Consider the following 19486-nt stretch of genomic DNA (forward strand, 5'->3'; position numbering starts at 1 on the left):
AAATGACTGAACAAGAACAAAATATTTTCCAAATCATTTCTGCTTCTGGTGACAGCCGGGGCTTAGCTTTTGAAGCGTTGCGATTAGCTAGAGCGGGAAAATTTTCAGCAGCTAAAGAAAAGATGGGGGAAGCTAAAGAACGCAGTATCGCCGCTCACGAGATTCAAACATCGTTGATCACAAAAGAAATCAATGGAGAAGGCGTGGAGACTTCATTATTAATGGTCCATGCTCAAGATCATTTGATGGGTAGTATTTTAGCTCGAGATTTGATCGAAGAGATGATCGAGATGTTACAAGAACAACGCCTTGTTTCAAATGCCATCTAATTAATCATGTACATTAAAAAAATAAACAGAGGGCCGAATAAAGGTCCTCGGAATGGAGCGTAACAAAATGAAAACGTTATTAGTATGTGCCGGAGGATTTTCGACGACGATGATGATGGAAGCAATGAAAAAAGTAGTCAAGCAATCGGAAAAGTTAGCCGAACAAGATTACCCAATGGAAGCCATTGGTGTAGATAAATTGGATCGTTATGTCAGTGATTATGATGTGATCTTAGTCGGTCCGCAATTGAGTCATAAATATGACTTTATCAAAGAAACTGCTGATCGTTTGCATAAACCCACCGTTTTATTGACCTCTGATATCTATGGTTCGATGGATGGTGCAACCGTAATGAAACAAGCTATCTTAGCTTATCGTAAAAGTTTACAAACGGTCTAAAAGTTCTGCACACCACTACTGTGAAATAGGAGGAGCAATGAAATGGAAAGTAAGAAAGAGTCTACTTTTGATAAAGTAGAAGGATTTATTCGAAAAACATTGGTGCCGATTGCCAATAAAGTGGACAACAATCCCTATTTAACGGCAATCAAAAAAGGAATGGTCGTTTTAACACCGGCTTTGTTATTAGGATCAATTGCAGCGATTTTTCCATCGATTCCAGAGTTCATCAAAGCTGCTAGCGTTCAAAATTGGTTTGAGCAGTACGGCTATATTTTCAGCTTGCTATCAAAAGTCTCACTAGGGTTAGTCGGCTTGTATGCAGTTTTAGCGATCGCGTATTTTTTAAGTGAAGAATGGAAACTCTATACGATTGGGTCTATGATCTTATCAGCGATCGGCTTTTTACTAGTTTCAATGGATTTGGATAAAGATGGCAATATCATAGCTAGTTATTTAGATTCAAAAGGCTTGTTTGCGGGGATTTTTATTTCAATCATTTGTGTGAGTATTTATCGTTTCTTTACCAAACACAAACTGGTCATTAAGATGCCAGAAGGAGTCCCTGACTTTGTTTCCAGTTCTTTTGAGCTGATTACACCAACTGCTGCAATTGGAGCTTTATTTATTATGGTGCGTGCAATTACTGATGCATTATCTGGAGGAGTCTTATTACCGCAAGTCATCATGAATATCTTAGCGCCAGCTATTGGATCGTTGGATTCTTTGTGGGTCATTTATTTTGTCCTTGTATTACGATTAGTTTTTTGGTTCTTTGGCATTCATTCGGCAGTCTTATCACCGATCTTATCACCTATTATGGTGCAATACTTATCTGAAAATTTGGCTAATCATGAAGCCGGTCAGCCGTTAACTCACGTAGTAACTGGAGGAACGTTGTCTGCTTTTGCGAACTTTACTGGTTCTGGTGTAACAATGGGATTAGTGATTGCGATGTTAGTGAGTCGCTCTCAACGGTATAAAAAAGTTGGAGCGGTGGGATTACTACCTTCTTTATTTGGAATCAATGAACCGATTCTCTTCGGTGTGCCCATTATTTTGAATCCTGTTTTGATGATTCCGTTCATTTTTGGAGGAGCATTTGTGGGAATGATTCCAATGATCTTTATGAAATTAGGACTATTGAACTACCCTATTTTTGATCCCCCTTATGTACCCGTGTTCATGGAAGGCTTTTTGACAGGGTTTGACTGGCGCTCGATTCCGATCCAATTGTTGCAGATCGCACTTTCGTTTGGCTTATATTTACCATTTTTCAAAGTGTTAGAAAGACAAGAATTAGAACAAGAAAAAGTAGTCTCAGCTAATAAAGATCAATCGATCACTCAAGTTATCAGTGATGAAGATGAAGCATTATTGGCAGACTTAGATTTTTAGAAATAGTTTAGCGCAGATGTTCAGCATTTGCGCTAAATTTTTAGTTTATTCTTAAAGTAAAGTAGGAATGATAAATGGAAATTCGATTTGAAAAATTCTATCATACAATGGCAACTGCGGAACTTGAAGCTTTTGTGGTAACAGATAAGATTAATCGGCGCTATCTTTGCGGCTTTACGGGCTCTAATGGTCTATTAGTGGTCACTCCAGGAAAAAATACACTGATTATTGACGGGCGATATACTGAGCAAGCTAGCAAGCAGACTCAAAATGTAGCAATCTATACATTAAAATTTGGAGAATCTTATTGGGGTGTTGCTGCGCACTTGCTAGAAAAATTCAAAAAAATCGGCTTTGAAGAAGACTCTCTCTGCTTTAGGGACTATCAAGCGTTAAAGCAAAAGCTCGCGATTTCAGTGGAATTGATTCCAACTAGCCATCTCATTGAGCAACTCCGGATGATTAAAACTTCTGCTGAACTTACAAAAATTAGACAAGCTGCAATGTTAGCCGATCAAACATTCTCGCGCGTTTTGACTCTTATCAAACCCGGGATGACAGAACTAGCATTAGCTAATGAGATCGATTATTTGAGTAAAAAGTATGGAAGTGATAGTCCAGCGTTTGAAACGATCGTAGCTTCTGGGACTCGAACTGCGCTGCCTCATGCCCATGCTACGCATAAAAAAATTGAACAAGATGAATTAATCATGCTTGATTTCGGTTGTACAGTAGGAGGGTATTATTCTGATTTGACGCGAACATTTGCTTTGGGAGAAGTTTCCGAAACGATCAAAAATAGTTATCAATTACTTTTAGAAACGCAACGCCACGCACTTGCTCTGGTTGAAGTCGGCCGTTCCGTCTCTGAGCTTGATCTTGCTGCTCGAAACTATTTAGCTAAAAGTGATCAAGCAAAATATTTTACCCATGGGCTAGGTCATGGAATCGGGTTAGCTTGTCATGAATATCCTAGTATAAATCAAATTGATGATACGCGCTTACAACCGCAAATGGTTTTTACAGTTGAACCAGGTATCTACTACCCCGGTCAATATGGTATCCGGATTGAAGATGATGTTTACCTTGATGAGCAAGGTAAGGTCGAAATTTTAACAAAGTCAAAGAAAGAGTGGATGAATATCTGATGGAATTAACAAGCGATCTTTTGAAGTTGTCTAACCTTGCTGGAATTGCTGGTCAAGAACAACAAATTGCCGCTTTTTTAGACCAAATCATTCCGCAAAAAGTAACCATTGATGATTTTGGCAATCATTATTATGGGAATTTACAAACTAAAAAGAAAAAAATTGCACTCTATGCGCATACAGATGAAGTCGGCTTTTTTATTCGGGAGATTGATGCTCAAGGATTTGTTTATTTTCAAGCAATTGGTGGCTGGTGGGGACATGTGATGTTGGGGCAAGAAGTGATAGTCACTTGTCGAAAAAATGGCAAAACGATTCCCGGAATTATTGGTACGCTACCAGAAGGCTCAATCAAAGGTGAGCACATTGTTCCAATTGATAAGATGTACCTTGATTTAGCCTGTGAGAGTCGTGATGAAGTTTTAGCACTTGGGATTCAGATTGGGGATATGATTACTCCGGCGTCTCAAGCACGACTCAGCTTTAATCAAAAATATTTGATCGGTAAAGCACTAGATGATCGTGTGGGCTGTGTCATCATGGCAGGGGTACTAAACAATTTAGCGCAACGAAAATTAACATCAGTCGAAGTGATCGGGATTGGAACAGCTCAAGAAGAAGCCGGAACACGCGGTTCAAAAATTGCCGCAACTCAAGTGGAGGGTGATCTCAACTTTATTTTAGACGTTGCAGATGGGAAAGATACCCCTAAAGCAGCAACCCGCAAAACACGTATTTTAGGGGCAGGTCCAGGAATTTGTTTATATGATAAAACTGCGTTAGCACATTTACCGTTAGCTGATTTTGTACGGGACATAGCAGAAAAAAATGGGATCACTTATCAATATGATCAATTAACTGGTGGTGGGACTGATGCGGGCTCTGTCCAATTGACAAATGGGAAACCCACTTTGGTCATCAGCTTACCAGTTCGTTATTGTCATTCTTGGTATTCACAAGTCAAGCTTAAGGATTGTCAAAGCGCGATTGATTTGTTAACTGAAACGATTTTACAATTGGATCAACAAGGGGGGAAGCTGTAATGACTGATTTTGACCAAGTCGTAAATCGTTATGGTACGTATTCAACACAATGGGATTACGTTCAAGATCGTTTTGGAGAAGAAGCGTTATTGCCCTTTTCAATCTCAGATATGGATTTTGCAATTCCAGCAGGGACAAAAGATGTTTTAGCAAGTGCAGTTGCTCGCGGTGTTTTTGGCTATACTCGTTGGAATCATCCTGATTTTAAAGGTGCAATTAGTCGTTGGTTCGACCATGAGTTTAATTGTGAAGTAGATGAGGATTGGATCGTTTTTAGTCCCAGTGTAATTTACAGTTTATCGATTCTGATCCAATTGTTAGGCAAAGGTCGTAACAAAGTTGTGACGTTTACGCCGTGCTATGATGCGTTTTTTAGTACTGTTCGAGAAAACGCAGGAGAATTGTTTTCAGCTAGTCTCAAAAAGAATGACGGACATTTTGAAATTGATTTTGCTGATCTAGAAAATTTGTTTAAAACTGAAAAACCAGAAATATTTTTACTGTGTAATCCTCATAATCCGACAGGCCGGGCTTTTATGCTAGCGGAATTGACGAGATTGATTGAACTTTGTAATCAGTATCAAGTTGCAATTATCAGTGATGAGATTCATATGGATATTCGGCGACCGGGGATTTTTCATCACCCGATTTTGGCTTTGTATCATGAGATTGAAGTCCCCGTCGTATTATTATCGTCGGCGTCAAAAACATTTAATACTCCAGGCTTAGGCTGCTCTTACGGACTGATTCCAGCTGAGGCATTACGTGAGGAATTTCTGACTATTTTAAAAGCACGGGATGGTTTATCGTCAGCTCCCTATTTAGGGATGATAGCTTTGCAAGATTGTTATAACAATGAAAAATCTTGGTTGGCTGAATTGAATCGATATGTTGATCAGAACTTTCAATATGTGCTAGCTGCTTTAGAAAATCACCCCCATATTGATTGTTATTTGCCTGAAGCAACGTATTTAGCTTGGCTTGAAGTAAAAGATTTGCCAGTTGAAATGGACCAACTCCAAGATATTCTCGTTCACGAAGAAAAAGTCGCCATCATGCGTGGTGATACGTATGGGATCGAGGGGAGAAATTATTTGCGTTTGAACTTAGGTGCACCCCAATCAAAAATCCGCACCGGAGTAGCAGCGTTATTACGCGCGCTTGAAAAGTCAAGTGTGCGAAGTAGTCAATCTATCGAAACATAAAAAATGATTGCTATTCTTCTACCAGAGTGCTAAACTTACAGCGAAAATTAAATAGTAGATTATCCACTAGGGGCGCTGATGCTGAGATAGACGAAAGTCTGGTCCCTTTGAACCTGATTTAGTTAGTACTAACGTAGGAAAGTGGTGACGTTTGTTGAATGATAGCGTCTCACCTTTTTTCTGTCTGCATGTGGATATGGAAAAAGGAGGGGCGCTTTTTTTAGTGGACAGAAAAGAAAAATTGAGAGGATGACAATTAAATATGGAAAGCTGTACGATTGATGGCATTGATATCACGGGTGTCCGCGTAAGTTTGTATCCGATGAAAGATGCGTTTGCTGATCAGATTTTAAACAGTGTGAAAAAAACGAATACTACAGCCGTGTGGAGTCAAACGGATCTGTTTAGCACCTTATATCGTGGTGAAGCAGAAAGTGTGGTGGATGCGGCGGCTGGTTTGTTTATCAATGCTTATGAACCAACGACGCATCTAGTCGGTGAGTTCACATTTTCAAAAGGCTGTCCGGGAGATATTGCTGGCGATAGTTATTTGACTGGAGAAAAGCGGCAGCCGAATCAAACTCAGATCAAAGCCCAAGGTGATTTCCCGATCCATTGTAAGTATTCATTTTATACGTTTGGAAAAGAATCTTATATGGAGGAAATTGCACAGATCGTAACACTGGCTGATGAAATGGGATTACAGCCGCAAAGCGCACATTATTCGACTTTCTTAACTGGCTCAGCAACGCAATTATTTGCTTATTTTGAAAAAGCTTTGGCTTATGCCCACGCGCACTTGAATCATTATGTGATCGAAGCGACTGTTTCAGTCAACAGTCCATCATTAGGAGGAAGTACAGATGTTTAAATGGGAATTAAAAGATGTCATTATGGTGGGGATCGTTTCAATTGTATTTGGTGTGATTTATCTAGGTGCGGTTCATTTAGGCGTTTTGTTAGGTGCGATTTTGGCTCCACTTGGTTTGTCGATTTTAGCTAACGAATTTATTTTTGGTGTTTGGTTTATGGCGGCAGCTTTTGCAGGGTATGTGATTCGGCGACTGGGAGCTGCGACGATCACTGAAATGATCGCGGCGTTACTAGAAGTTTTTATGGGGAATTTTTATGGACCGATCGTGTTTGTTAGCGGCTTTGTTCAAGGAATCGGAACAGAGGCAGGCTTTTTAACGACACGTTACAAACGTGCTGGTTGGATCCAATTGATCTTAGGTGCCGTGTTTGCTACGATCACGAGTTTCATTTGGGGGATCGTTCGCTCAAGTTTTACCGGGTTGCAGTGGCAGATGCTTTTAGCGATTTTTGTGATTCGTTTAGCTTCAGCACTATTGTTCTCAGCGGTTTTAGTAAAACTTACGTGTGATCATTTAGTGAAGATGGGTGTTTTGAAAAGTTATCCAATCGGGGCGCATCATGTATGAGTTTGCAAACTGAACAGTTGATCTTTCAAGTCGATACACGCGAGATCGCAGCTGAATTAGAAGTTGCTCCAGGAACTGTTCGCGGACTTTTTGGGGTCTCAGGGGTCGGGAAAAGTACGTTATTCAGCTTACTAGCGGGTCAAGGTCAGTCGACTTTTAGTGGAAAAATCTGCTATGATGGTCAGTCATTGGAGAAGTTACGGGCGGATCAAAAAGTAGCGTTTGTCAGTTTGATGTTTCAAAATCCTGACACGCAATTTTGTATGGCCACACCTGCAGAAGAGTTGATTTTTTGTTTAGAAAATCAGCGCGTCCCAAAAGAACAAATTTCCGGTAAAGTAACAGCAGCGTTGGCTTTTTGCGAGATCCCTCACTTAGCCCAGCGGTCACTTGCCGTATTGTCAGGTGGTGAAAAACAACTTGTTGCACTGGCTTGCTGTGTTGCTCTGGGGAGTCGGTATCTTTTATTAGACGAACCGTTTGCAAATCTTGATGAGGCTACGACCGCCTTTGTGATTGGGAAATTACAACAACTACAACAAAGTGGTGTAGGAATTTTAATGATCGATCATCAGTTGAAAAATACGAAAGGTTGGATCGATGAGTGGTATGTTTTGGATCAAACAACACTGACTTTGAAAACGCGGGCGCAGTTAGCAGCAGCTTCTGAGCAGCAAAAAAGACGGCAGCCACGATTGGCAAAAATTGAACCGACTCAGACAGTTTTACAGTTGAAAAATTTTTCGTTGCCATTAGCCGATCACCAGCTCCGCTTACCTGATCGTGCGTTAAAAGCTGGCCAGATGATCGGCTTGACTGGGCGCAGTGGCTTGGGAAAATCGACTTTATTAAAGGCGTTGATCGGAGCGGTAGAATTTACTGGGACGATCGAATTGAATCACCGCTCTGTCCAAAAGCAACGTCGGCAAATTTTTAAACAGTTGAGTTGGATCATGCAAAATCCGCAAGATCAATTTGTAGCGGCGACTGTTTTTCAAGAATTAGCGAATGGTCAGCAAGCTGATCTGTGGGTAGAGCAAAAGTTACGCGAGTTGCAATTAGAAGACAAACGATCCGAGTCGCCCTTTTTATTGAGTCAAGGTCAGCAACGGCGCTTAGCGGTCGCTTGTTTTTTAGAACGACCAGTAGACGTATTGTTAGTTGATGAACCGACATATGGTCAAGACCAAGAAAATGCTTGGCAAGTGATGCGTCTATTACAGCAAAAAGCTAACGAAGAGACGCTTATTTTAATTGTGAGTCACGATCAAGAACTGTTGCAGACTTTTTGTGATGAAGTTTGGGATCTGAATCAAATGGAGGAACCCCGACATGAAAAAATTGAATCCGACCATCAAATTCGGCGGTATTTTACTCACCGGTTTACTCGTCTCTTTTCAAAATAATCTCAGGTTGAATCTGACATTAGCAGTGATCTTTGCAGTTGTTAGCATCCTGTATTTAAGTTTCAAACAATGGCTACAGTTAACAGTTCTTTTAACGGTGACGGCAATTGGCGTTTTTTTCAGTGGTTACTTCTTCTTACAAGCAAAAAGTGGTCAAGCTGTGATCGGTGATTTAACGGTCACGCCGCAAGTCTTGTATGGGTTGAAACTAGCTACACGGATCTATTGTTTTGGTTTTTTAGGTTCAAGTTTTGCTGCAACGACGACCTTGCCAGCTTTTATTTATTCAGCGCAGCAACAACTACGCCTGCCAGCTCAATTTGCCTATGGGATGATGGCGGCGTTTCATATGTTGCCGTTGATCAAAAAAGAATATCAAAATACGCGGATCAGTTTACGGTCGCGTGGGCTAACAGCTGGATTTATCTCACCGAAATTATTGACGCCACTATTAGTCAAATCGATCCGTTGGTCAGAGACGTTGGCTCAAGCGATGGAATCGCGCGGTTTTTCCGGGACTGCTAACCGCACTTATTTTTATGATTATCAGATCCGATTTCAAGACGGCTTGTTTTTAGTTGGCCTACTAGGTTTGGCAGTAGCTTTGAGTTTTTGATCAGTAAACACTTCCTGTGATGGGAAGTGTTTTTTTTAGGTTTTACAGCGTTGTCAATTATGAAAAAAGTATGATGATTCAGTGGTCTTTTAGTGCATTGATCTTTTTTCGTTGACTTCTTTTTGTCAAAGCGTTATTATCTTCAAGCGTTAATTATTAACACTATTAGCTATTAAAAGATAAAGTTAAACGTGGGTTCACATTTTTGAGTTAGAGTGGAACGCGTCTGACGGAAGAAAAGGGGGAAGCACATGTCATTTGCTAACGAGGCGGAAAGTAAACTTTCGCGCCTAATGGTCAGCAATCGGAACAGTTCATTTGCCAAGCTGGAAAAAAGCAATCGCGGTGAAGAAGTCGTGATCAAATTTTTAGAACACTTGCAGCAGCCGGCTAGTCCAAAGATGCTAGCGGAAGCATTGCATCTGTCAAGTGCGCGGATCGCGACGATTCTAGGTGGTCTGGAGAAAAAAGAATTGATCACGCGGACGATCTCATCAAAAGATCGGCGGCGGATCACCGTGACGCTGACAGAAAAAGGACAACAGTTTGCGAGTCAAAAAGCAAAAGAAGCAACCGCCCGGATCGTTCAGATCTTTGAACAGATGGGAGAAGAAGACACGAATCGATTTGTTGAATTGATCGAGGAGTTCTTTTATTACTCGCAAAAAATTACAGATGAGGAAGAAGGTAGTCAAGCGTGAGAATTTTTAAATACTTATTCAAATATTGGTATGCGGTGTTAGCGGTCGTAGCACTTTTGATCGTGCAAGCTTCCAGTGATCTATCGCTGCCAAACATCACCTCGAATATTGTGGATGTAGGGATTCAACAAGGCGGATTGGACAATGCAACGCCTGAAAAAATTCGCGCCCAAACGTTACAAGGAATTGAGATGTTCATGACGGATCATGAAAAAGAGACCGTCAAAGACAATTACCATAAAACGACTGAAACGATCAAAGGTAAAAAGACAACGGTCTACCAGTTAGACTTAGCGGATGGGATGACGAAGAAAAAGTTAGCTAAAACGTTTGAATTGCCAATGGTCATGTTGGCTTCTTCTCAAATGAAGCAAAAAAATAGTTCGATGGATGCTAAAGGAGCCAAAGAAGTTTTCCAAACGTACCAACAACTAGGTGCAGATGGAAAAAAAGTGAAGCAGTTAGGAGCAGAAGCCAAAACTTTAGGCGACCAAGCTAAACAAGCTGGTGCCAGTGGTGACTTGCAACAAGCCCAGACACTAGGGGCACAAGCTCAAGCTAAAGGTGCAGAAGCTCAACAACTAGGTGAACAGCTAAAAGCAACACAAACTGCTTTGCCACAAAAAGTAAAAGCTGCACGGAAACAGTTGACTGACAGTTTAGGGAATCTTGGTACTGATTCATTGAAAACAGTTGGCATTCAAATGACGCTAGCTGAATACAAAGCGTTAGATATGAATACAAAACAGATCCAAACGGACTACATGGTCAAAACGGGGATGAAAATGGTCGGTTTGACCTTACTATCTGCGGTAGCTGCGATTTTAGTCGGTTTGATCGCCTCACTAGTCGCTGCTTCGACGGGGCGCCGGTTACGAGTGGGCCAATACGAACGCACTTTGCAGTTTTCAAATACCGAGATGGAAAAATTTTCGCCAGCCTCTTTGATCACGCGGAATACCAATGATATTCAGCAGATCCAAATGGGGATGGTCTTGACGATGCGGTTAGTTTTATACGCACCGATCTTAGGTCTAGGCGGTGTTTACGAAGTTTATAAAACAGGAACTGGCATGGGCTGGATCGTCGGGGTCGCCGTGGGTGCAGTGTTAGCATTAGTCTTAGTTTTATTAGGTTTTACGATGCCAAAATTTAAGAGTTTGCAAAAATTAGTCGACCGAGTGAACTTAGTTTCGCGGGAGATCTTAACGGGATTACCGGTGATCCGGGCCTTTTCACGAGAAGCGTATGAAGAAAAACGTTTTGATCAAGCAAATACGCATTTGATGAAGACTCAACTATTCGTTAACCGATCGATGTCATTGATGATGCCAGTTATGATGCTCTTGATGAATGGGATCTCCGTTTTGATCGTTTGGGTCGGAGGTCACAATATGAACCAAGGACAGTTGCAAGTCGGGGATATGATGGCTTTCATCACTTATACGATGATGATCGTGATGGCCTTTATGATGCTGTCGATGGTGTCGATCGTCTTACCGCGGGCCAATGTTTCAGCTGCGCGGGTCGATGAAGTGTTAGCAACCAAACCTTCGATTAAAGATCCAGCAACACCGCAAGATGACCATGAGTTTAAAGGTGAGGTCAAATTTGAAGGCGTGAAATTCCACTACAGCGATGCGGATGAAGATGTCTTGCATCATATCAACTTTACAGCTAAACCAGGGCAAACGACGGCTTTGATCGGCTCGACGGGTTCAGGAAAATCAACGGTGGTCAATTTGATTCCGCGTTTGTTTGATGTAACGGGCGGCCGAATCACGATTGATGGCGTTGATATTCGTGAGTTGAGCTTGCATAAATTACACGCGTTGATCGGCTTTGTGCCACAAAAAGGCGTTCTGTTTTCTGGTGATATTGAATCGAATATCAAATTCGGTGATGCTGATGTTTCCGATGAGCAAATGAAAAAAGCGGCTCGGATCGCGCAAGCAACTGAATTTATCGATGCCAATGACCAAGGCTATAGTCGGGCGATCTCACAAGGTGGGACGAATGTCTCTGGTGGACAAAAGCAACGGTTAGCGATCGCTCGTGCATTAGCGAAAAATCCTAAGATCTTGATCTTTGATGATTCGCTATCGGCACTAGATAATAAAACGGACGCTGCTTTGCGGAGAGCTTTGGCTGAAGAAGTCAAAGGTGTGACTCAGATCATCGTGGCCCAAAAAATCTCAACGGTCTTACATGCCGACAATATCATCGTTTTGAATGAAGGTCGGGTCGTGGATCAAGGAACGCATGAGGAATTGATGGAACGTTCAACCGTCTACCAAGAAATTGCACAATCTCAATTAAGCAATGCTGAATTAGGGATTGAAGAAGCGGAGTAGGAGCTACATTCTACTTTAATCAAAAACGAAGGAGGAACGAAAATGCCAGAAAAAAATCAAAGTCGTCCTCAAGGTGGTGGACACGGTCCGATGGGCGGTGGCCGCGGGCTAGGTGCGCCTGGTGCGAAAGCCAAAGATTTCAAGGGAACTTTGAAAAAATTACTTTCATATATGGGCGCTTATAAATTTGCGCTGGGAGTTGTGATTGTTTTTGCTGCGATCTCCACGATCTTCAACATTTGGGGACCGAAGATTTTATCAAAAGCGATCACGGAACTTTTCAATGGTCTGATCAAAAAATATCAAGGAACCGGTGGTATCAATTTTGATAAGATCGGCGAAACGCTACTTTTCATGTTGGGCTTATACCTAGTCGCATCACTTTTTGGGATCGTTCAAGGTTGGATCATGTCGACGATCACGCAAAAGATCACGTATCGGATGCGTAAAGAAATCACTGAAAAGATCAACCGCATGCCAATGAATTATTTTGAAAGCCGAACGACTGGTGAAGTCTTATCACGAATCACCAATGATGTGGACACACTGGGGCAATCATTGAACCAATCGGTCACCCAGCTGATTACTTCAGCTTTTACGATCGTCGGGGTCATCGTGATGATGTTGACGATTTCGGTGAAAATGACTGGGGTCGCGATCTTGATCGTGCCGATCTCCATGTTGTTGATCGCATTTGTGGTCAAGTTTTCGCAAAAGCATTTTATTACGCAACAAAAATATTTAGGGATCATCAATGGACAAGTCGAAGAGACTGTGGGCGGTTATAATATCGTTCGCCTGTTCAATGATGAAGAAAACTCGTTGAAAGAATTTAGCGAAAAAAATGATGTGTTGTTCAAATCGGCTTGGAAATCACAATTCCTTTCTGGCTTGATGCAACCGATCATGAACTTCGTCGGCAACTTAGGTTATGTCGCAGTGGCGATCGTCGGTGGGATCTTTGCCTATAACGGTACGATCACTGTTGGGGATATCCAAGCGTTCATTCAATATGTGCGGAATTTGACGCAACCGATCGCTCAATTGGCACAAGTCTCCAATTTGTTGCAATCGATGGCAGCCGCAGCCGAACGGGTCTTTGAATTTTTAGCAGAAGACGAAGAAGATCAAACGGTTGAAAACCCAGTCAAAATCGGGCGAGCCAAAGGTGAAGTTGACTTTGAACACGTTCATTTCGGCTACACACCTGATAAGATCATCATTAATGATTTCAATTCGCATGTTGATCCAGGCCAGACAGTGGCGATCGTTGGGCCGACAGGAGCTGGGAAAACGACGATGGTCAAGTTGCTGATGCGCTTTTACGATGTCAATTCTGGCGCGATCAAAATCGATGGTCATAACGTCAAAGATTTCAATCGGGCGGATCTACGTAAAAATATCGGGATGGTCCTACAAGATACGTGGTTGTTCAAAGGGACGATCATGGACAACTTGAGGTACGGGAATTTAGAAGCAACCGATGAAGAAGTGTATGCAGCTGCCAAAGCGGCTCACGTCCATCACTTCATCGAAACTTTACCTGGTGGCTATCAAATGGAACTGAATGAAGATTCTTCTAATATCTCACAAGGTCAAAAACAACTGCTGACGATCGCGCGAGCTATTTTGGCGGATAAACCGATCTTGATCTTAGACGAAGCGACTTCTTCAGTCGATACGCGAACCGAAGCTTTGATCCAACACGCCATGAATAATTTGATGGCCGGTCGAACTAGTTTTGTCATCGCGCATCGTCTGTCTACGATCAAAGATGCTGATAAGATCTTATATATGCAAGATGGCGACATCAAAGAACAAGGGACCCATGAAGAACTATTGGAAAAAGGTGGGTACTACGCGAAACTTTACAACTCGCAATTTGAAGATCTTGATGAAGCGACTGCTTAAAAAGCAACTGAATAACGAAGCTAAAAGCACCTATTCAATTTAACTAAAAGCTGGAACGATTTTGTTGATCAGATCGTTCCAGCTTTTTTTGTCTAGGTGATCTTTACATAATCGATACAATTCAATCACAACCTTTACTTAAACCTGGTTAAAAATCAAAAGTGTTTCTTTATAATCAGTGGCATAGGAGGAGAATTACTATGTTGACATTACAAAAGATCACGAAAACATTTGATACGACCCCGATTTTAAAAGATATCAGCTTGACGATTGCTGATGGCGAGATCGTTTCGATTTTAGGTGCATCCGGCTCAGGTAAGACGACATTGCTGAATGTGATTTTAGGTTTAGAAACTGCAACGAGCGGCCAACTTTTTTATCGTGAACAGGAGATAACCAACTGGCCGATGGAAAAACGTCCATTTAACATCGTCTTTCAAGATTATGCTTTATTTCCTAATTTGAATGCGTACGACAACTTGACTTACGGGTTGCATAAAAATCCTGGGTTGACAAGCCCAGAAGAATTGGCTGAACTGATCGAGTTACTCGGTTTAGAGCAACATTTACAAAAACGGGTCCAGCAATTATCCGGCGGGCAAAAACAACGAGTTGCATTAGGCCGAACGCTAGTGATGAGGCCGAACGTTTTATTGTTAGACGAACCGCTCAGTGCCCTAGACGGCGTGATTAAAGAATCGATCAAAAATCGGATCAAATTGATCGCTAAAAAACTGAAGCTTACAACGATCATCGTGACGCATGACCCAGAAGAAGCCTTGACGATGTCTGATAAAATCTTAGTCTTGGCAGATGGTTGTGTTGCCCAATATGGGACTCCGCAAGAGATCATCACTAATGCATCTGATTTGTTCGTCCAACAATTCATCGTGCAACAGTTGGAGATCAAACGGCAAAATATCGAGAAGATCTTCGCCCAAACGCAGCGAAAAGTTGTGAAAGTCGGATGAAGCAAACTGTAAGGTTAGAACGAGGATTAAAAATTTTAGTCAGTTGCTTTTTCGGTTTGTTTTTATTTTTACCACTGGCTCGGGTCTTGCAAGAAGCACTGCTTTCAGATGGTCGGCTGTCTTTTCATTTAGTCACTGAATTAGTGGGAACAGACAAATGGTTGCAAGCTTTTTTAAACAGTTTTTGTTTTGCACTGAGTGTCGCGCTTGTCGCAACTTTACTGGGTTTTTTATTGGCGTACGGCTTGCACTTCACTAAGTTAGCGCCTTACTTCAAGCAAGTCGTCGAACGCTTTTTAGTTTTACCAATGTTGTTACCCACCATCACGTATGGCTTTGTACTGATCTATTCATTTGGTAAGCAAGGTCTCTGGACGCGCATCTTTGGTCGAACGATCTTTGATATCTATGGGACAGCCGGGGTCTTTTTAGGCCTTTTGATCTACTGCTTGCCGGTAACTTTTGTGTTGTTCAATGATGCGATGCATTACCTTGATCACCGTTTTTTCATCGTTTCACGATTGATGAGGGATCATTTTTTTCGCGGCTTTCAGACGACTGTCTTGCAGCCATTGTTAAAAGTTTTCGCCATCTCTCTCGTACAAGCTTTTTTTATGAGCTTTACTGATTTTGGGATCCCCGTTGCAGTCGGCGGTCAAAAAGTGTTTATCACGACTTTATTATATGAATATTTTTTAGGCTCATTGCCTGACTTTGCGCGTGGTTCGGTGATCGCGTTATCGATGTTACTGCCTTCGATCTTAAGTGTCATTTGCTTACACCGGTTACAAAAAATTCCAGTCGCTTATGAGCCAAAAAAAACGTTGCCTTTAAAACGAAATCGGGTGCGCGACAGTCTGTTTGCAATTTTCCTAAGCTTGAGTGCAGGTGGGATCATGGGAATCTTTTTCGTCATGTTCCTCATTCCCTTTGTTGCCAGCTGGCCGTATCAAATGCAATTTAGTTTGACACCGTTAATTACGTTCAGCCAAGATCCAACGCTGCGTTTGACGTTGCAAAATAGTTTACTTGTCGCCATTTTAACGGCTAGTTTTGGGACGCTGACGGCTTTTTTAGCGGCTGTGTTCACAACGCGCAGTCAGTCGAGTCGCGGGCTAGTGATCGACAGCTTTGCGATGATCACTAATTCGCTTCCCGGGATGGTGTTAGGGATCGCTTATCTATTGATCTTTAGTGGTACGCCACTTCACAATACGCTTTTCATTTTAGTCGCTGCCAATCTCGTCCATTATTTTGCGACACCGTATCAGTTAGCAAAAAGTGCTTTACAAAAAATGAATCCTAATTGGGAAAATACAGCGAAGATCATGGGGGATTACTGGCTGGATACATTACTTAAAGTGATCGTCCCTAATGCAAAGATTACGATCATCGAAATGTTCAGCTATTATTTTACCAACGCCATGGTCACTATCAGTGCCGTCGTTTTCTTGACGAGTGCTGAAACGATGGTCATGACAACAAAGATCAAAGAGTTACAACACTTTGGCCGCTTTACGGATATTTTTATCCTTTCGATCATTTTGCTAGCGGTAAATAGCACCATGCGGATGATCACCCAACTTATTACAAGGAGACTAAAAAGTAATGAACAGAAAATTGAAAAAAACACTCGCCGGGTTATGTTTAATCGGAACACTGACACTTTTGGGAGCTTGCGGAAAATCCAGCGCTAGTGAAAGTCATGCCAGTGCTGCGAGCGATAAAAAAGTTGTGATCTACACGAATGCAGATGAAGAACCGGTCAATGTCATCAAAAAAGTGTTAGATACGAACGGCTACAAAAATAAATATGTCTTACAATCATTTGGCACTTCTGAGTTAGGCGGCAAACTGTTAGCAGAAGGCAAACACATCGAAGCTGACCTAGTAACGATGAGTACGTTTTATCTCGACAGTGCGCAGAAAAAAAGCCAATTGTTCAAACCGTTGAAATTAGCAGCTACACCACTGACTAAAGTTCCCGATTTTGAAGCACCGATGACGACGCAAGAAGGAGTGATCTTCTACAATACGAAAGCGTTGAAAGAAGCAAATTTACCCGTTCCTAAAAGTTTGGCGGAACTTGCTGATTCAAAATACAAAGGGCAACTTTCGATTTCTGATATCAAACACTCTTCGACGGCTTGGTTGTTATTCCAAGCTTTGATCGAGCAGTATGGTGAAAATAAAACAAAAACGATCTTAAAAGGGATTTATCAAAATGCAGGGGATCACATTGAAGAATCCGGTTCAGGGCCATTGAAAAAAGTTCGGGTCGGTGAAGTTGCACTAGGTTTTGGTTTACGGCATCAAGCAGTCAAAGATAAACAAGATGGGCTACCGATCGATTACGTAGAACCAACAGAAGGCACGTATTCATTGACGGAATCACTAGCAGTCGTTGATAAAGGGAAAAAGACTAATCCTGCTGCAGAAAAGATGTTAAATCTAATCGTGACAAAAGGCCGAAAAGAATTGATCAAAGACTATCCGAGCGCGTTGTATCAAAATGAATCGACGCAAGGGTTAGAAATTGCGAAAGATCAAAAAGTGTTTGCTAAAAAATTAACGCCTGAATTATTGAAACAACATGCTGAGTTAGCAGAGTAGGAGCTTATGATGAAATCAATCGCGGAAAAAACATACGTGGCAACCAATCAAGGGATCAATTATAAATTACTGACTCCTGGGCCGTTGACGACGAGCCAAACAGTCAAAGAAGCGATGCTAGTCGACCATTGTACTTGGGATGAAGATTATAAACGCATCACTCGGAAAATTAGGCAGCAGCTCTTGGAATTAGCCGAAGTTTCAGCGGCTGACTACACAGCGGTCTTGTTACAAGGCAGCGGCAGCTTTGCAGTTGAATCAGTCTTGAGTTCCGTTTTAGCGCCAGCTGATAAACTTCTGATCTGCGCAAATGGTGCATATGGCAAACGGATGGTGAAGATGGCAACGCGTTACCAGATTCCCCATGTCGTTTATGAAGTAGCTGAAAATGAGACCTTTGAAGCGCCAGTGATCCAAAAAATGTTACAACAAGATCCTGCGATCACGGCATTGACCATGGTCCATAGCGAAACGACGTCCGGTATTTTAAATCCATTAGAAGAAATCGCGACGCTCGTTCAGACGCATCAACTGTTGTTCATTGTGGATGCTATGTCGAGTTTTGGCGGGATCGAGATTCCAGTTGCTAAATTAGGGATCGATTATTTGATCTCCAGTGCTAACAAATGTATTCAAGGTGTGCCGGGCTTTGCTTTTGTGATCGCCCGACGTAGCGCACTGGCTAAAAGTGCTGGGAATGCACGGACGGTCAGCTTAGATTTACACGAGCAAGAACGGGTGATGGCAATCGATGGCAAATGGCGATTTACTTCGCCTACTCATACCGTGATCGCCTTTGAACAAGCGTTACAAGAATTAGCAGCAGAAGGTGGAATCTCCGCACGCCAGCAACGCTATCAAAAAAACAATGAACGCTTGTATCACTTGATGACAGCAGCTGGTTTTGAACGCTATGTAAAAAAAAATCAAGGACCGTTTATCACGTCTTTTAAATATCCTGCTAATGAAAAATTTGACTTTCAGCAATTTTATCAGTATTTAAAAGCAAATGGTTACGCGATCTATCCAGGAAAAGTCAGTGCGGTGGATTGTTTTCGGATCGGGAACATCGGCGAGCTTTATCCGAGTGATATGGAACAAGTCGCCGCATTAATCAAAACATATATGGAGGAATTACAAAATGATTAAAGCAGTGATCTTAGATTGGGCCGGTACGACGGTCGATTTTGGTTGTATGGCGCCAGTCGCCGCTTTCAAGCGCGCATTTGCGGAGCAAGGAGTTGCCGTGACTAGCCAAGAAGTACGAGAACCGATGGGAATGAAAAAGCGTGATCATCTTCAGATCATGTTAGGCATGACTCGAATCGCTGAAATGTGGCAACAAACTTATGGTCGGCTTCCCCAAGCAAGTGATGTCGAGCAGCTTTACCATACATTTGAAACCGCGCTGTTTGAAACGCTAGCTGACCATGCCGAAGTAAAACCCGGAGTGCTGGAAGTCGTTGAGACGTTGCGGGAAACCGGAATAAAAATCGGAAGCACCACGGGTTACACCCGCAAAATGATGGCTACGGTCGAAAAAATCGCCAAAGCGCAAGGCTATGCACCAGATTTTGTCGTTACACCCGATGAAGTATCAGGAAAAGGTCGACCAGCCCCGGATATGATTTTTAAAAATCTAACGTATTTTGAAGGACTTGCGACTCACGAAGTCATCAAAGTCGGTGATACATTAGCTGACATTAAAGAAGGTAAAAATGCCGGGGTCCGCGCCATCGGGATCGTGGAAGGTAGTTCGCAAGCGGGCTATTCATTTGCTGAATATCAACAATTGTCTCAAGCAGAAAAAAAGCAAGTCAGTCAACGAGTACGTCATGATTTTGAAGCGGCTGGTGCTGACTATGTCCTTGAACGCTTTACCGAGTTACCAAAATTGATCCAACAGCTTGATGCGCAAGCGCTGTTGATCGGAGAAAAATAAAAAAAGA

The 19486-nt window shown here is 42.1% G+C and carries 18 protein-coding genes and 1 riboswitch; all 18 genes read left to right on the forward strand.

Annotated features, from left to right (window positions below; all coding sequences use genetic code 11):
- Nucleotides 1–2 precede the first annotated feature (2 nt).
- The 18 genes from GVJ38_RS01585 to phnX all read left to right on the forward strand — a co-directional run bounded on the left by GVJ38_RS01585 (nt 3) and on the right by phnX (nt 19479).
- Nucleotides 3–329 (forward strand): PTS lactose/cellobiose transporter subunit IIA, encoded by a 327-nt coding sequence (locus GVJ38_RS01585; RefSeq protein WP_159721416.1) that lies wholly within the window; start codon nt 3–5, stop codon nt 327–329.
- 67 nt (nt 330–396) lie between these two features.
- Complete coding sequence (locus tag GVJ38_RS01590) at nt 397–729, forward strand: PTS sugar transporter subunit IIB (protein WP_159721417.1); 333 nt, start codon at nt 397–399, stop codon at nt 727–729.
- A 42-nt stretch (nt 730–771) separates the two neighbouring features.
- Nucleotides 772–2127: a PTS sugar transporter subunit IIC gene (locus GVJ38_RS01595; RefSeq protein WP_159721418.1), complete on the forward strand. Its 1356-nt coding sequence runs from the start codon at nt 772–774 to the stop codon at nt 2125–2127.
- Nucleotides 2128–2201: 74 nt separating this feature from the next.
- Nucleotides 2202–3275, forward strand: a complete 1074-nt coding sequence (locus tag GVJ38_RS01600) for a M24 family metallopeptidase (RefSeq protein WP_159721419.1) — start codon at nt 2202–2204, stop codon at nt 3273–3275.
- Complete coding sequence (locus tag GVJ38_RS01605) at nt 3275–4318, forward strand: M42 family metallopeptidase (protein ID WP_159721420.1); 1044 nt, start codon at nt 3275–3277, stop codon at nt 4316–4318. Before GVJ38_RS01600 ends, GVJ38_RS01605 begins: the two co-directional genes overlap by 1 nt.
- Nucleotides 4318–5523 carry a MalY/PatB family protein gene (locus GVJ38_RS01610; protein ID WP_159721421.1) on the forward strand — a complete coding sequence of 402 codons (1206 nt, stop codon included), beginning with the start codon at nt 4318–4320 and terminating at the stop codon, nt 5521–5523. The genes GVJ38_RS01605 and GVJ38_RS01610 overlap by 1 nt, the downstream gene beginning before the upstream one ends.
- 58 nt (nt 5524–5581) lie before the next feature.
- A riboswitch (TPP riboswitch) is annotated at nt 5582–5680 on the forward strand.
- A gap of 105 nt (nt 5681–5785) precedes the next feature.
- Entirely contained in the window at nt 5786–6394 is a 609-nt protein-coding gene (locus tag GVJ38_RS01615; RefSeq protein WP_159721422.1) for a YkoF family thiamine/hydroxymethylpyrimidine-binding protein, read from the forward strand.
- Complete coding sequence (locus GVJ38_RS01620) at nt 6387–6965, forward strand: ECF transporter S component (protein ID WP_159721423.1); 579 nt, start codon at nt 6387–6389, stop codon at nt 6963–6965. The genes GVJ38_RS01615 and GVJ38_RS01620 overlap by 8 nt, the downstream gene beginning before the upstream one ends.
- Complete coding sequence (locus tag GVJ38_RS01625) at nt 6962–8371, forward strand: ATP-binding cassette domain-containing protein (RefSeq protein WP_159721424.1); 1410 nt, start codon at nt 6962–6964, stop codon at nt 8369–8371. Before GVJ38_RS01620 ends, GVJ38_RS01625 begins: the two co-directional genes overlap by 4 nt.
- The gene (locus GVJ38_RS01630) at nt 8298–8987 is read left to right on the forward strand and encodes an energy-coupling factor transporter transmembrane component T family protein (RefSeq protein WP_159721425.1); all 690 of its coding nucleotides are present in this window, start codon (nt 8298–8300) and stop codon (nt 8985–8987) included. The genes GVJ38_RS01625 and GVJ38_RS01630 overlap by 74 nt, the downstream gene beginning before the upstream one ends.
- Before the next feature lie 251 nt (nt 8988–9238).
- On the forward strand, nt 9239–9688 hold the full coding sequence (locus GVJ38_RS01635; RefSeq protein WP_159721426.1) for a MarR family winged helix-turn-helix transcriptional regulator: 450 nt from the start codon (nt 9239–9241) through the stop codon (nt 9686–9688).
- On the forward strand, nt 9685–12042 hold the full coding sequence (locus GVJ38_RS01640; RefSeq protein WP_159721427.1) for an ABC transporter ATP-binding protein: 2358 nt from the start codon (nt 9685–9687) through the stop codon (nt 12040–12042). Before GVJ38_RS01635 ends, GVJ38_RS01640 begins: the two co-directional genes overlap by 4 nt.
- A gap of 42 nt (nt 12043–12084) precedes the next feature.
- Nucleotides 12085–13953, forward strand: coding sequence for an ABC transporter ATP-binding protein (locus tag GVJ38_RS01645; RefSeq protein ID WP_159721428.1), 1869 nt, complete (start codon nt 12085–12087; stop codon nt 13951–13953).
- A gap of 200 nt (nt 13954–14153) precedes the next feature.
- Entirely contained in the window at nt 14154–14924 is a 771-nt protein-coding gene (locus tag GVJ38_RS01650) for an ABC transporter ATP-binding protein (RefSeq protein WP_159721429.1), read from the forward strand.
- Nucleotides 14921–16621, forward strand: coding sequence for an ABC transporter permease subunit (locus tag GVJ38_RS01655; RefSeq protein ID WP_159721430.1), 1701 nt, complete (start codon nt 14921–14923; stop codon nt 16619–16621). Before GVJ38_RS01650 ends, GVJ38_RS01655 begins: the two co-directional genes overlap by 4 nt.
- Nucleotides 16533–17537, forward strand: coding sequence for an extracellular solute-binding protein (locus tag GVJ38_RS01660; protein WP_159721431.1), 1005 nt, complete (start codon nt 16533–16535; stop codon nt 17535–17537). Before GVJ38_RS01655 ends, GVJ38_RS01660 begins: the two co-directional genes overlap by 89 nt.
- 9 nt (nt 17538–17546) lie before the next feature.
- Nucleotides 17547–18686 (forward strand): 2-aminoethylphosphonate--pyruvate transaminase, encoded by a 1140-nt coding sequence (gene phnW / locus GVJ38_RS01665; RefSeq protein WP_200849434.1) that lies wholly within the window; start codon nt 17547–17549, stop codon nt 18684–18686.
- Nucleotides 18679–19479, forward strand: coding sequence for a phosphonoacetaldehyde hydrolase (gene phnX / locus GVJ38_RS01670; protein WP_159721433.1), 801 nt, complete (start codon nt 18679–18681; stop codon nt 19477–19479). Before phnW ends, phnX begins: the two co-directional genes overlap by 8 nt.
- The last annotated feature ends 7 nt before the right edge of the window (nt 19480–19486 follow it).

Source organism: Enterococcus sp. CSURQ0835 (assembly GCF_902706605.1).
GTDB lineage: Bacteria > Bacillota > Bacilli > Lactobacillales > Enterococcaceae > Enterococcus_A.

Coding starts and splice junctions, on each gene's coding strand:
- GVJ38_RS01605 (WP_159721420.1), top strand. CDS start 3,275: ATGGAATTAACAAGCGATCTTTTGAAGTTGTCTAACCTTGCTGGAATT.
- GVJ38_RS01615 (WP_159721422.1), top strand. CDS start 5,786: ATGGAAAGCTGTACGATTGATGGCATTGATATCACGGGTGTCCGCGTA.
- GVJ38_RS01600 (WP_159721419.1), top strand. CDS start 2,202: ATGGAAATTCGATTTGAAAAATTCTATCATACAATGGCAACTGCGGAA.
- GVJ38_RS01625 (WP_159721424.1), top strand. CDS start 6,962: ATGAGTTTGCAAACTGAACAGTTGATCTTTCAAGTCGATACACGCGAG.
- GVJ38_RS01610 (WP_159721421.1), top strand. CDS start 4,318: ATGACTGATTTTGACCAAGTCGTAAATCGTTATGGTACGTATTCAACA.
- GVJ38_RS01595 (WP_159721418.1), top strand. CDS start 772: ATGGAAAGTAAGAAAGAGTCTACTTTTGATAAAGTAGAAGGATTTATT.
- phnW (WP_200849434.1), top strand. CDS start 17,547: ATGAAATCAATCGCGGAAAAAACATACGTGGCAACCAATCAAGGGATC.
- GVJ38_RS01650 (WP_159721429.1), top strand. CDS start 14,154: ATGTTGACATTACAAAAGATCACGAAAACATTTGATACGACCCCGATT.
- phnX (WP_159721433.1), top strand. CDS start 18,679: ATGATTAAAGCAGTGATCTTAGATTGGGCCGGTACGACGGTCGATTTT.
- GVJ38_RS01620 (WP_159721423.1), top strand. CDS start 6,387: ATGTTTAAATGGGAATTAAAAGATGTCATTATGGTGGGGATCGTTTCA.
- GVJ38_RS01630 (WP_159721425.1), top strand. CDS start 8,298: ATGAAAAAATTGAATCCGACCATCAAATTCGGCGGTATTTTACTCACC.
- GVJ38_RS01655 (WP_159721430.1), top strand. CDS start 14,921: ATGAAGCAAACTGTAAGGTTAGAACGAGGATTAAAAATTTTAGTCAGT.
- GVJ38_RS01585 (WP_159721416.1), top strand. CDS start 3: ATGACTGAACAAGAACAAAATATTTTCCAAATCATTTCTGCTTCTGGT.
- GVJ38_RS01635 (WP_159721426.1), top strand. CDS start 9,239: ATGTCATTTGCTAACGAGGCGGAAAGTAAACTTTCGCGCCTAATGGTC.
- GVJ38_RS01645 (WP_159721428.1), top strand. CDS start 12,085: ATGCCAGAAAAAAATCAAAGTCGTCCTCAAGGTGGTGGACACGGTCCG.
- GVJ38_RS01660 (WP_159721431.1), top strand. CDS start 16,533: ATGAACAGAAAATTGAAAAAAACACTCGCCGGGTTATGTTTAATCGGA.
- GVJ38_RS01590 (WP_159721417.1), top strand. CDS start 397: ATGAAAACGTTATTAGTATGTGCCGGAGGATTTTCGACGACGATGATG.